The 12,546-nt window shown below is 41.4% G+C and carries 11 protein-coding genes; 7 read left to right on the top strand and 4 right to left on the bottom strand.

Annotation, left to right across the window (positions count from 1 at the left end):
- Positions 1-3: 3 nt before the first annotated feature.
- The 4 genes from GKS34_RS15935 to serA all read right to left on the bottom strand — a co-directional run bounded on the left by GKS34_RS15935 (position 4) and on the right by serA (position 5,302).
- The gene (locus tag GKS34_RS15935) at positions 4-966 is read right to left on the bottom strand and encodes a DUF4412 domain-containing protein (RefSeq protein ID WP_163385976.1); all 963 of its coding nucleotides are present in this window, start codon (positions 964-966) and stop codon (positions 4-6) included.
- A gap of 84 nt (positions 967-1,050) precedes the next feature.
- On the bottom strand, positions 1,051-1,974 hold the full coding sequence (locus tag GKS34_RS15930; RefSeq protein ID WP_163385975.1) for a universal stress protein: 924 nt from the start codon (positions 1,972-1,974) through the stop codon (positions 1,051-1,053).
- 836 nt (positions 1,975-2,810) lie between these two features.
- A complete protein-coding gene (locus GKS34_RS15925; protein ID WP_163385974.1) occupies positions 2,811-3,254 on the bottom strand; it encodes a DinB family protein in 444 nt (147 codons plus the stop codon).
- 155 nt (positions 3,255-3,409) lie between these two features.
- Positions 3,410-5,302 carry a phosphoglycerate dehydrogenase gene (gene serA / locus GKS34_RS15920; RefSeq protein WP_163385973.1) on the bottom strand — a complete coding sequence of 631 codons (1,893 nt, stop codon included), beginning with the start codon at positions 5,300-5,302 and terminating at the stop codon, positions 3,410-3,412.
- Positions 5,303-5,566: 264 nt separating this feature from the next.
- On the opposite strand from serA, the gene GKS34_RS15915 reads away from it, so the two are divergent.
- The 7 genes from GKS34_RS15915 to GKS34_RS15885 all read left to right on the top strand — a co-directional run bounded on the left by GKS34_RS15915 (position 5,567) and on the right by GKS34_RS15885 (position 12,487).
- On the top strand, positions 5,567-5,770 hold the full coding sequence (locus GKS34_RS15915; RefSeq protein ID WP_162343948.1) for a hypothetical protein: 204 nt from the start codon (positions 5,567-5,569) through the stop codon (positions 5,768-5,770).
- 12 nt (positions 5,771-5,782) lie between these two features.
- Positions 5,783-6,163: a DUF983 domain-containing protein gene (locus GKS34_RS15910; protein ID WP_163385972.1), complete on the top strand. Its 381-nt coding sequence runs from the start codon at positions 5,783-5,785 to the stop codon at positions 6,161-6,163.
- A 143-nt stretch (positions 6,164-6,306) separates the two neighbouring features.
- Positions 6,307-6,984: a TetR/AcrR family transcriptional regulator gene (locus GKS34_RS15905; protein ID WP_163385971.1), complete on the top strand. Its 678-nt coding sequence runs from the start codon at positions 6,307-6,309 to the stop codon at positions 6,982-6,984.
- Positions 6,977-8,689: a peptidase domain-containing ABC transporter gene (locus tag GKS34_RS15900; RefSeq protein ID WP_163385970.1), complete on the top strand. Its 1,713-nt coding sequence runs from the start codon at positions 6,977-6,979 to the stop codon at positions 8,687-8,689. The genes GKS34_RS15905 and GKS34_RS15900 overlap by 8 nt, the downstream gene beginning before the upstream one ends.
- 5 nt (positions 8,690-8,694) lie before the next feature.
- Positions 8,695-10,050 carry an HlyD family secretion protein gene (locus GKS34_RS15895; protein WP_163385969.1) on the top strand — a complete coding sequence of 452 codons (1,356 nt, stop codon included), beginning with the start codon at positions 8,695-8,697 and terminating at the stop codon, positions 10,048-10,050.
- The gene (locus GKS34_RS15890; protein WP_163385968.1) at positions 10,047-11,441 is read left to right on the top strand and encodes a TolC family protein; all 1,395 of its coding nucleotides are present in this window, start codon (positions 10,047-10,049) and stop codon (positions 11,439-11,441) included. Before GKS34_RS15895 ends, GKS34_RS15890 begins: the two co-directional genes overlap by 4 nt.
- A gap of 2 nt (positions 11,442-11,443) precedes the next feature.
- Positions 11,444-12,487 carry an App1 family protein phosphatidate phosphatase gene (locus GKS34_RS15885; protein ID WP_163385967.1) on the top strand — a complete coding sequence of 348 codons (1,044 nt, stop codon included), beginning with the start codon at positions 11,444-11,446 and terminating at the stop codon, positions 12,485-12,487.
- Positions 12,488-12,546 lie beyond the last annotated feature (59 nt).

The raw sequence follows: 12,546 nt of genomic DNA, 5'->3' as shown, positions 1-12,546 counted from the left end.
AACTTATTTCGAGGCTTTCATTGCATTTGGGTATTCCGACAAATCGAAGTTAGAGGGTCGGTCAGTATCTATCTCAATCATCCTCATTTTTGAACTGCTTTCGTCCTCTTTACTGGCAAAATCCATTTCCATAATTTGGCCGTCGGGCAAGTTTGTAAAGTAATCTCGGTTCTCTTCTTTCATTTTTTTCGTAATGAAGGGACTATTTTTACTCCAAAAGGACTCCAGCCCTTCGATGGGTCGTTCACTCACCCAGTAGCTTCCCTCCGCATCGTCACTTACTACTATATATTCTTCACAGGTATAGCCCAAAATATCTTTGGTATTTCCGGTTTTTTCAAATCTAAAATCTTCTGAATCTAAGGAGGAATCTTCGGCAGTATCTGCTGTTTCAACTGCCTCCATCATACCTCCCCAGTCGATAGAAAAAGCCATACTTGATTTTTCCTCATCATTTTCCATCAGCATTACTGTTGCCTGGTTTTTGTGATCCATAATAATGACAGACTTTTCCTTCGATTTCTTATCGTCAGGATCTATAAACTCCATTCCGAAATAATCCGGGTTATCAGATAAAAACGAATGAAAAGTAATGGGGTCAGACGCTTTTCCTTTTTCATCTGTGCTTTCAATTTCCATAACAGCGATACCAGAAAAGCTGTAAGAACTTTCCGTTTCTACATCCATATTAACGGAGCTCATGATTTTGCTGTAATCATACGAACTGCCCCCTGAACGACCCCCTTCACCATTTTCACCAACCTCCATATCTCCATAAAGGTTACTGAAAGCCTTTTCCAATTGCCTTTGAGTTGCTTTTGCCACTTCTTTCTCAACTGTCTTTTCTACAGCGCGAGCTACTCCCTCTGAGGCCGCATTTTTCAATCTTTTTAGTAGCTGGGCCTCCGAATCCCAACTTAAAAATGATAGGGTTAGTAGGAATAAAAAGGTGGATTTAATCTTCATAGTTTAACTGGTTTTATTTTCAATTATAAAGTTATGAAATATATTTTTAAAGTCCTAAAACATGTTTTTTTGTATGTGAAAGGGCTAAATCTCCAGGATATACTCGATGATGCCTGCGTTTTTTCCTTTAGGGCGAGTGACAAGTAGGGGTACTTTGTCATTCATCTGTATGAGCCTTTCCGCCATGCTGCCAATAAATAGAGCGGTCGCTGCAGTTCTTCCTTTGGCTCCAATAATAATGATATCAGCCTTGATTTCCTGGGCTTTCTGAATGATGTCCACAACCGGATCGTCGTCTTCATCTTTGGTGTATAGGGGTTGGATCTTGATTGCTTTGGTGTCGATTTTTCTAATAAACTTTTTATAGTTTACCTCCGCATTTTTCAACATGATTTGGCTGAATTCTTCATAGGACTTCCCAGTAAAATGGTAGCCCGAAGGCACTGCATATACATTTTGACAAATGATTTCAGATTTGCCTTCGTTTTTTTCCGTGATTTCAATGGCCTCCTCCAGGGCATCTTTGGAGTAATCCGAAAAGTCACTTGGAACCAGGATCTTTTTGATCTTTGGCTTTGCATTTTCGGGAACAATCAGAAGGGAGCAGGAAGCGCGCCTGGCAAGTCGCTGAGATACTACCCCTGATCCGGGAATAGAGGTTTTTCTTCCAACCAAAATCATGTCTACCGATTTTTCATTGGCCAGCTTTAATACTTTCTTGGATAGTTGACCCTCTTTGACTACAAATGTACTACTGACTTTTAAATCTGGATCAAAGTTTTCCTCCACTACCTGCTTCATTTGGTTCTTTCTTTCCTCCACCATATTTCGGATCAGGTTTGGAAACTCTGCCAGTATATCCTTTGGTATAGCCAGGTTGCGAATAACGTTGGTGAAATAGATTTTTTTTGATTGATTACCCTTTGCTATGAATGCGGCAAATTTTACCAGAGTTTTGTCCATCTCCGTTTGATCCAGACAAACAATGATTTTTTTGATCTGATACATTATATAATGTTAAAATGAGTGGATTCCTAAGAGCTATTTTTGGTTGGGCTGCAATTTCATAAAACAGAAAAATTTAAATTAGTTAATTATTCCGTTAATACAAGTGAATATTTTCTGTTTTTCAAGCTTAAAAACAGAAAATACCATGCTATGCCGTTTTTCGAATGGTATGGGGGGGTTGAGAAAAATTGTCTTGATACCTCTATTTGAGGTTTGGTATAATAGGTTGTATATTTGTTTCAAGGTTCGGTTCTGCGACATGTTCAAACTTCACAAGTTAATTAAATTACCGAGTGAAGCACCGCTTCAAAACCAGGCCTCATCTTTCCTTGAGAAAGACCTCGTACCCTTTTCAGGGTGCAGGATAACAGTGGAAGGTTGCGATGAAGGTGCAGCTCAAATCCTGTTATATCGGAGGTTTGTAACACTCCAGGGATCGAACCTTATTTAAAGGGAGATCGCTTTGCGGCCTCCCTTTTGATTTTTCGTATGCTAAAAAAAAGTGAAACCCATCATTTTTATATTCTTCTTAAGCTTTATTTCACCCATTGTAAATTCACTCCGGAGGAGAAAAGAAAATTGCTTTCGCCGATTGGAGGACGATGGGTTTAATTTTTCGAATTTCATTCAAGATTCTGCCTGCGATATGGAATCTGGATTTCTCAATTAAATTTCATCTTTTGGTGTTTTATTTTGTCTCGTAGCCGCTGAATGCCCCTTTTCCTTATTAAAAGGGGCGAGTATCCTTTACGAGGTCCTATTCCGATTGGCAGGTTTGATTACTTTCACTACTTACTCATCGAAAAACAAACGGATTGTCATCAACCTAATATTAGTTACCGCTTATATAGGATGTAATCGGAAACCAAGGGTTCCAGACCATTCTGCCGGAAGTCGGTGGCGATCTGTCCCCGATGATACGTGGAATGGTTGACCAAATGAAAAAGAATATCCCCTACGGCGTTGGTATAGACCTTGCCTTTTGAATTCCCGTAGGTTATGATGGTATCCATTGGATAGTTATCCAGAATAGTGAGGGTGTGTTCATGATTAGATTGATTAATTCCCTTCTCGTCCGAAATCGGCCTTTCATCCCAGACGCCAAAAAGGGGCATTCTAGGGTCAATTCGGTTGTTCCATATTTGTTGGGCATTGAGAATGTGGTTATACAATTTGATGGATTTTTCCGGAATTTTTTCCCGGTTAGCCATCATAGCTTCCCATAATCGTTGATTACTGTCATGCCCATATGCAAATAGTTCCTCAAAAAACGCTTTCATTGGTCACTTCTTTTGGTTTTTGCCTGCTGGTTCTTACCGTTAATGATGGAAAGTAACGTTGCCAATTGATATCCTTAAAATAGGCTATTTTTCGGAAAAACCACAAAAAAAGGGAGGCCGCTTAGCAGCCTCCCATGATTGAAGTGTCGGTTGTATCAGTATAATACCCGAAACCGTATCGTACCCTCTATTGCCTTTAATTCATCAATTACTTTTGAGCTGTAAGCCTTGTCTATATCGGTGATCACGTATCCAATCTTTTCGTTGGTTTTGAGGTACTGCCCTACGATATTAATCGAAAAATCAGCAAGAACACGGTTAATTTTGGCCATGATCCCCGGTTCGTTAAGATGAATATGAATCAATCGGTGCGCATCCTGCAGAAAAGGCAATTGTATATTAGGAAAGTTGACGCTATTGTAAGTGTTGCCGGTGTTGATATATTCAATGATTTTACCAGGAACAAACCGGGCGATGTTTTGCTGTGCTTCCAGGGTACTACCACCTATATGGGGAGTCAGGATGGTATTTGGAAGGCCTATTAATTCCGAAACAAACGGTTCGGAATTGTTTTTGGGTTCGCTTGGAAACACATCGATACTTGCTCCTGCCAGATGGCCGCTTTCCAACGCCTCCTTCAGAGCGGGCACATCCACCACATGTCCGCGGCTCAGGTTTATGAGGTACGCCCCTTTTTTCATTAAGGCAAGCTTTTCCTGATTGATAAGCATTTCATTTTCTTTCCTGCCATCCACATGCAAACTGATCACATCGCAAGTTTTTAATAACTCATCCAGCGATTCAATTTTGGTGGCATTACCAAGAGCCAGCCTTTCGACGACATCATAATAATAGACGTCCAATCCCATATTTTCAGCCAATACCGATAGTTGTGAGCCAATATTGCCATAGCCGATGATACCCAGCTTTTTTCCCCGGATTTCAAAACTACCGGTGGCACTCTTATCCCATTTTCCCAAGTGCATGCTGCTGGTTTTATCCGTCAGGCCTCGCATTAAAAAGATGATTTCAGCAATGGCCAATTCCACCACTGACCGTGTATTGCTAAACGGGGCATTAAATACGGCGATGCCTTTTTCCTGACAGGTTTCAAGATCTATCTGATTGGTACCGATACAAAAAGCCCCGATAGCGATTAATCGGTTTGCATTTTCCAGTACCTTGGAAGTTACCTGCGTTTTGGACCGGATCCCCAATACAGAAACTTTCTTAATCTTTTCAGCCAGTTCCTCTTCGGAAAGGGCTGAACTGATCACTTCGACGTTATAGCCCTCCTCCTTCATAAGTTCTATGCCTATGGGGTGTACATTTTCCAATAGCAATACATTAATTCTGCTTTTGGGGTAAGAGAATTTCTTATTCATTTTGTTTACATAAAGGATTTCGTCCAGGCTTGGGGCAATGTGGTCTGCTTTAGAGGAAACCGATGGACGGTGGACATTTTCGGTGAAAGCATAAAATTTATTGGCCACTCCGGAGGCTTTTATTTCGTAGTCGGTATAGCCGTCTCCAATTACGTAGATATCTCCTTCCAGATTAAGTTTACGTATGGTTTCGGGCTTCCCATTGTTTTTGGAAAGTGGGTTATCTTTATTAAAACCGGAGATTTTTCCCGATTCATCGTAAACAAATTCGTTGGCAAATACATTTTCTGGCTTGATGCCATAATCGGTCACGATGGGAACCACAAAGTCTTTAAATCCATTGGAAATAATATAAATATCTGCAGCGTTTTCCTGCAAAAACTCTTTATTTCTTTGAAAGGAATCAGAAACTTTCTTTTTCAAAGCGATCACCAGATCCCCTATTTGTTCTTTGTTGGCATTTAAAATGTCTAACCGTTGCACCAGGCTTTCTCGAAAAGTAAGCTTGCCTTCCATGCCCTGATCAGTAATGTCCCTGATTGCCTGAAGTTTTTTTGCTTTTTCAGGGTCATTCTTCAGGCTGATTTCCCCCAGAATATCCAGGGCTTCTACCTTTGTAAAAGTACTGTCAAAATCAATGATGAATTTTTTTGTGACGGTCATTTTTCAGCGAATTTTTAATGAGTTGCAAAATTAATAGATTATCAGGGAAATTGAAGGTTATGACACAAAATAACTTTCGGGAAAACTTGGTGGTAAAAATTCGGGAATGGTTATACCTTTGCAGCAAACGCAGGTCTTGTCCAAGCAATGGTGCTCGCCATCCAAACAGAAAAAATAACAAATTATCCTTGAAAAAGTTGGTGTTGAGGTGGTGACAATTGACTGATGAAATGACCAGCAATAATTTGACTTAATGCAGTAAAGATGCCGCTAGCGATTGATAATATCAGAGTGGGTCGGGTCTACCGGCTTGTAAATTACGGGGAAATTCGTTTTTTGGAGATTATGGAACGAACAGGCAGAGAAAATTTTAGAGTAAAAGATCTGGATACGCTTGAGTATTACGAACTGGAGGAACTATTACGGTGGGGAAAGGGTAAGGATTACGATTTGGATGAAATCCGATAATTTAATAGACCGATGAAAAAGCAAACAAGCCTTACGGAGGCGATTTTAACAGCCAGATGTCCTAAATGCCGAAAGGGAGGCATTTTTCCTGTATCTCTTTTCAGTTTCAATAAGCTGACTGAAGTACATCAAACCTGCCCCCATTGTGGGGTAGACCTGGTACCTGAACCTGATTTTTTTTATGGAGCTATGTATATCAGTTACGCATTATCAGTTGCGCTGTTTGTTACCATCATGATCGTGCTCAATATCTTCTTTGATGATCCTGCATTGACGGTGTATATCGTGTCGGTTGTTTTTTTTAATATCCTACTCTTACCGTTGATGCTTCGGTTTTCTAAAGTGCTATATCTCTATGGCCTGGGTAAGATCAGCTATGAACCAGAGGTATAAAATACCGGGAATTAGATTCTAAAATCAGCATCCTACTTTTCCTTTTTTCCACAAAAAGATTTTTTGGTTTTTTATCTAGTAAGTAAAACTTACTTTTTGTTGGTTCGTATAAGGATACGTATAGTTTTACTTTGCGATAATATATGGAGCAGATTTTAGCGCGCATGGTTGTTCCTATCAACCAGGAAATCTACCTGAAAGACCCTTTAAGTTCGGATTTGGGGAAGAGGATCCTTCGGGAAAGTCCTGAACTAATAGAATCATTGGGTATGGAGGGCTTTAATTTCAAGAGACTGTCTGAAAAGGTGGGAAGTACGGAAGCAGCTATCTACCGGTATTTTGAGAATAAACACAAACTCTTACTTTACCTTACCAGTTGGTATTGGGGTTGGTTGGAGCATTACCTTGTTTTTGCCACCGCCAATTTGCATGACCCGATGGCTAAGATGAAAATGGCGATACGTTTGTTGGTGGAAGGCCCGGTATACCAGAATAACCTGTACCTTGATATCCAAAAGTTACGGGTCCTGGTTACGGAAGAGTCTTACAAAGCTTTTTTAACCAAGGAAATTGATACGGAAAACAGCAATGGATTATTTACTCAATTTTATCGGTTTACGGAGCGAATAGCCACTATTATTAGTGAGATCAACCCAAATTATGCCTATCCCAAAACATTGGTTAGCACCCTGGTGGAATCAACCTTACTACACGCTTTTTTTCTGCGGCACATGCCTAAAATGACAGAATCAGGGCTTGAAGGAGATCAGAAAATGGGGTTTTATGTTGACATGGTATTTAAAACGTTAAAAGATGAATGAAAATCTGATTAATACTCCTTTAAGGAGGTTTATTAGCCTTCTTAGAGATGAGAAAAAGGAAATTTACGCCATTTATTTTTATGCGGTATTGAATGGTTTGGTCTCCCTCTCCCTTCCCCTGGGGATTCAGGCAATTTTAAATTTCATTTTGGGAGGGAGGCTTACTACCTCATGGGTGTTGCTGGTCATTATTGTAGCTCTCGGGGTAATTTTTGGAGGGTATCTGCAGATCAGTCAGCTGTATTTGACAGAAAAACTTCAGCAACGGGTCTTTGGTAAGTCAGCGATGGAATTTTCCTATCGGCTGCCCAGGATAAAAACGGAAGCTTTTAGGGGAAAATACGCTCCGGAACTAGTAAACCGTTTTTTTGATACGATTAATTTGCAAAAGGGACTCTCCAAAATACTGATAGATTTCAGTACGGCGTCGCTCCAGGTGTTTTTTGGTTTGATTTTATTAGCCATCTACCATCCTTTTTTCATTTTGTTTTCCGTGATGTTGGTATTGATATTGTATTTGATTTTTAAGTACACCAGCCCAACAGGTATGGCTACCAGTCTTAAAGAATCTTCCGCTAAATATGAAGTAGCATTTTGGCTGGAAGAGATAGCTCGAACCTTGGGAACATTTAAACTTTCCGGTTTTTCACCCTTGCCCTTCAAAAGGGTGGATAAATTGGTAGGCAAGTATCTGGAATTTAGAAATTCTCATTTCGCTGTCTTGATTTTTCAATATAAAATCATGATCGCTTTCAAGACCTTGATTGTGGTTACCTTGCTTGTAGCGGGAAGTTTATTGCTGATGAACAACGAAATCAGTATTGGCCAGTTTGTAGCAGCCGAGATTATCATTGTTTTAATAATCAATTCCGTTGAAAAACTGATTTTAAGTCTGGAAACAGTCTACGATACCCTTACCGCTACCGAAAAGTTAGGATTGATAATGGATATGGACCTGGAGCGGTCGGAAGGTATTGATAAGGGATTAGACCTGTCACAATCGGGTTTGGCTTATGAATTCAGAGAATTGACCTATCATCCGGGGGATAAAAAATTCCCTAATATTCAGGATATTAATTTAAAAATTGATTCCGGAGAGAAAATCGTGATTACCGGTGAAAGTGGAGCGGGCAAAAGTACCTTCCTTCAACTGATGGCTGGTTTAATTGAAGATTACCAAGGCAATATTATAGTCAATAAGTTACCGATGGAAACTTTAGCTTTGGAAAAGCTCCGGTCGATGATAGGTGATAGCCTTTCCAGACAATCCATTTTCCATGGAACGATCCGGGAAAATATTACGGTGGGAAATGAAACCATCTCTGAAACCAAACTTCGAGAAGTACTTCAGCTGGTAGGCTTGAGTGATTACATTTACGGACTTAAAGATGATTTGGAAACCCAATTATTACCGGAAGGGAAGCATCTGAGCAATGCCAATATCAGCAAAATCATACTCGCCCGAAGTTTGTGTTTCGAACCTAAACTACTGTTGTTGGAGGAAGAACTTAACTATCTCAATGGGATGGAGTCCGATACGCTTTTGAATTACATCTTTTCAGGGCCCTGGACCCTGGTGGCGGTTTCTGCGGATGATAGAATGCTCCGAAGAGCTGACAGAATTTTAATTTTGGATGCCGGAAAAGTAGCCTTTGATGGAAGCTTTGAAGCCTTTCAGCAATATAAAAAGAATAATAAAAACTAACAGCCATGCTTAATATTTCAAAAAACTCGGTAAAAGGATACATTAATCCCTTTCTGTTTGATAGTTATCGCATGACTATACCTAGTGATCAAAGCAGAAAGCGGGTTAGAATTCTCTTGTACATTTTGTTAGCGGTATTCGTGTTTTTATTCTTGCCCTGGACTCAGAATTTCCGATCTCAGGGAATGGTAACAGCGTTAAAACCCGAGCATCGGCCACAGACGGTGCATTCGGTCATTCCGGGACGGATTGAACAATGGTATGTACAGGAAGGGGATTTTGTAAAAAAAGGAGATACGATCATGTTTTTATCAGAAGTAAAGGATCAGTACATGGATCCCGCTCTACTGGAAAGAACCCAGATGCAGGTGGATGCCAAAGAGCTTTCGGTAAGGTCTTATGAAGAAAAGATCAAAGCACAGGAGCAGCAGCTGCGGGCTTTAGAAAAAAATAACGTTTTGAGAAAAGAGCAGGCGCAAAATAAACTCCAACAGGCACGGTTAAGTGTGCAATCCGATAGCATCATGCTGGAGGCTGAAAAGGTAAACCTGACAGTTGCTGAGCGGCAATATTTGCGAATGGAAAAACTTTACGAGGAAGGGCTGAAATCCCTGACTGATCTGGAGACCCGTAGGATAAAGTTGCAGGAATCGCAGGCTAAAAAGATCAGTGCGGAGAATAAACTGCTGAGCAGTAGGAATGAAGTGATTTCGGCCACCTTGGAGCTCAATGCCATTGATAATGATTTTAGAGACAAACTGGCCAAAGTGAATTCAGAAAAGTTCACCGCTATGTCCAGTCAGTTTGATGCGGAGGCCACCGTCACCAAATTGCAAAACGAACTATCCAATTATACGGTACGATCGGGTATGTATTATGTGTTGGCTCCGCAATCCGGTTATGTAACGAAGGCGATTCAGGTCGGCTTGGGTGAAACGATCAAGGAAGGGTCTGAAATCGTCAGCATAATGCCTCAGAATTATTCCCTGGCAGTAGAAATGTACATTGATCCGATCGACTTACCGCTGGTAGATGTAGGCGATAAGATTCGGTTTATTTTTGATGGTTGGCCGGCCATCGTTTTCTCCGGTTGGCCGCAATTATCCAATGGAACCTTTGGGGGAAGAGTGTATGCCATCGATAATTTTACCAGTGCCAACAACCAATACCGGCTGCTTATCGTGCCCGACCCGGATGAAGAACCCTGGCCTGAGGCCTTACGAATCGGTTCGGGTGCTGACGGCATTGCCCTGCTGAATGACGTACCGATATGGTATGAAATCTGGCGTCAGATGAATGGGTTCCCACCAGATTATTATACCCTTAAAGAAGTTAGAGAAATGAAAAGTCAGGCGAAATGAGATTTCTATTGCTATTTTTCAGTTGCGTCTTTGTGGCCGGTTGTAGTTCTGGAAGGGCTCAGGAGATCTTGACATATAGTGATTTTATGGTATGGGTTCGGGATTTCCACCCTGTCGCAAGACAAGCGGAACTGACGTTGGATTTGGGAAAGCAGGAACTGAGAGCGGCCAGAGGCGGCTTTGATCCGATGGTTTTTGGTAACATGGATCAAAAACACTTTAAAGGTACCGAGTACTATAATACTCAGGAAGCGGGTCTTTTTCTGCCCACCCTTGCCGGGGTAGAACTGCAAGGTACTGTTGAACGAAACACTGGAACTTTTCTAAACTCAGAAAATGTCGTTCCCGAGAATGGGCTCTTTGCCATAGGTGCGGCAGTCAATCTGGGTAAAGGCCTTTTCATTGACCAGAGAAGAGCAAGCCTTCAGCAAGCAAAAATCTATGCCATGGCGACGGAGATAGAGCGAATTCAGGTACTTAATGACTTATACCTGGAAGCGGTCAAAGCCTATTGGAAATGGGCGGGCAGCCATGCCAACCTTGAAGTTCGGATAGAAGGGCTGAAGCTGGCCTCTATTCGCTTTGAAGGGATTAAATCCAGCTTTGAGCAGGGTGATCTTCCAGCGATCGACACTGTAGAAGCCTACACACAGGTATTGAGTCGAACCATACAACTCCAAAAAGCTGAAAACAGCTTTTTTGCCAGCACACAAGATTTAAATGTGTTCTTGTGGGACATGGAACAAAACCCAATCTACCTGGACCCGGATGTCGTTCCCCAGAAACTGGAGGAATATTTTCCAGTAGGCATAGAAAAAGAAGCGTACCGGGAGCTGGTTGCCAGACACCCCGAATTGCGGCTATTGGATTACGACCTGGACCATCTTGAAATAGAACGACGCTATAAGGCAGAGCAGTTGAAACCGACGGTTAAGTTAAAGTACAATTTCCTGACAGAAAATTTAGGTGGGAGGGAAGGAATCGGGTTCATGAAAAACGACTATAAATTCGGGGTGGAAATTGCGAGCCCCTTGTTTTTGAGAAAGGCGAGAGGAGGCCTTGGTCTTACCAAAACCAAAATTTCTATGGTAGGAAACAAGCGAGACCTAAAATCACAGCAACTTCGTGCAAAACTGGAGCAGGGTTTCAACGATTACCAGGTGTTAAATCAGCAAATTTCCACCTTCAGAAACAATATCAGTGGACTGGAGCGCTTGGTAGAGGGGGAGAGAGTCAAATTTGAATTGGGTGAAAGCTCCTTGTTTTTGATCAATGCCAGGGAAACAAGTCTATTTGATGCTATTTTGGTCAATAATTCCCTTTTTGTGGATAAAAACATTGCCTTTTCCAAAGTCCGGACGGCAGCTGGCCTGGGTTTTGAAGGCTTATAACCATGAAGCATTTCTTTTTTTTCAGGTGGTTAACGTTTCCTTTCCGGTATGCTTTTTCCAAAATCAAAAAAAAGATTGGAAAACTGGACCGGTTACGACTTGAGGTTTTTCTCGTTATTGGAAATGGATCCCAGGTGTTTCTAAAGGGCAGGGTGGTGGAAGCTTACCGCCAAAGTCGTCCTTCGGAAAAGAAGAGTGCCCTGCAAAATATTTTAGCTACCATACGCAGGTATGCTGGTAGCAGTGTGCCGGATGCGAAAGTACAAGTACAATACGGTAGTTTTGGAGCGGAGTTGACGGCGGATTCAGAGGGGATTTTCGAGTCTTTATTGTATCTGTCTGATTCGGAAGAACCCCATCCAAAAACCATTCGCCTGTCATTGATTCCGGAAGAAGGCCTCGTTCCTGAAAAAGCCTGGGTGAAAAAGGAAATCCAGCAGGTGATAGAGCCTTCGCCAAGGGCAATAATATCAGATATTGATGACACAGTGATCATTTCTAAGGCTACGAATCTGGGAGAGAAGTTATGGCTTTCAGTTTCCAAAAATGCGTATACCCGAAGACCTTTTCCAGGTGTAAGCGAATTTTACCGGCTACTTACTGTCGATGGGGAGTATCCGGTTTTTTATGTTTCCAGCAGCGATTGGAACCTTTTCGATCTTATTAGGGACTTTTTAAAATACCGAAACATTCCCCTTGGGCCCATTCTTCTTAAAGATAGTCATGTGAACCTAAGAAATATCTGGAAATCCGGAGGAGGAAACCACGACCATAAATTGGAAAAGATTCGTTTTCTTATGGAATTTTTTCCGGAGCAGCAATTCCTGCTGATAGGAGACAGTGGACAGCATGACCCGGAGCTCTACGCAGAGGTAATTCGCGATTTTCCCGGCAGGGTGGAAGCCGTATATATACGTAGAGTTGGAAAACAAGATCTGGACAGGGAGCGAGAACTAAATCAGCTGCTTCCTCCAAACAAAGTGGCCTGGGTAAAAACGACTCAGGAAGCCTTGATTCATGCGAAGGAATATTTGTATCTTTCCTGATTTTTATATTTTTGAGTTTCAAATCACCTTTATCGTATATAAAAGGTATTAAATTCGTT

Origin of the sequence: Cyclobacterium jeungdonense, from assembly GCF_010994275.1 — a bacterium.
Classification (GTDB): Bacteria; Bacteroidota; Bacteroidia; order Cytophagales; family Cyclobacteriaceae; genus Cyclobacterium; species Cyclobacterium jeungdonense.
The sequence above is the reverse complement of the archived record's forward strand: the minus strand, read 5'-3'. Positions and strand labels throughout refer to the sequence as shown.

What these genes read in the sequence shown, in the direction of transcription:
- GKS34_RS15900 (WP_163385970.1), top strand. Translation starts at nt 6,977, where the DNA reads ATGAATGAAAATCTGATTAATACTCCTTTAAGGAGGTTTATTAGCCTT.
- serA (WP_163385973.1), bottom strand. Translation starts at nt 5,302, where the DNA reads ATGACCGTCACAAAAAAATTCATCATTGATTTTGACAGTACTTTTACA.
- GKS34_RS15915 (WP_162343948.1), top strand. Translation starts at nt 5,567, where the DNA reads ATGCCGCTAGCGATTGATAATATCAGAGTGGGTCGGGTCTACCGGCTT.
- GKS34_RS15930 (WP_163385975.1), bottom strand. Translation starts at nt 1,974, where the DNA reads ATGTATCAGATCAAAAAAATCATTGTTTGTCTGGATCAAACGGAGATG.
- GKS34_RS15935 (WP_163385976.1), bottom strand. Translation starts at nt 966, where the DNA reads ATGAAGATTAAATCCACCTTTTTATTCCTACTAACCCTATCATTTTTA.
- GKS34_RS15925 (WP_163385974.1), bottom strand. Translation starts at nt 3,254, where the DNA reads ATGAAAGCGTTTTTTGAGGAACTATTTGCATATGGGCATGACAGTAAT.
- GKS34_RS15890 (WP_163385968.1), top strand. Translation starts at nt 10,047, where the DNA reads ATGAGATTTCTATTGCTATTTTTCAGTTGCGTCTTTGTGGCCGGTTGT.
- GKS34_RS15910 (WP_163385972.1), top strand. Translation starts at nt 5,783, where the DNA reads ATGAAAAAGCAAACAAGCCTTACGGAGGCGATTTTAACAGCCAGATGT.
- GKS34_RS15895 (WP_163385969.1), top strand. Translation starts at nt 8,695, where the DNA reads ATGCTTAATATTTCAAAAAACTCGGTAAAAGGATACATTAATCCCTTT.
- GKS34_RS15905 (WP_163385971.1), top strand. Translation starts at nt 6,307, where the DNA reads ATGGAGCAGATTTTAGCGCGCATGGTTGTTCCTATCAACCAGGAAATC.
- GKS34_RS15885 (WP_163385967.1), top strand. Translation starts at nt 11,444, where the DNA reads ATGAAGCATTTCTTTTTTTTCAGGTGGTTAACGTTTCCTTTCCGGTAT.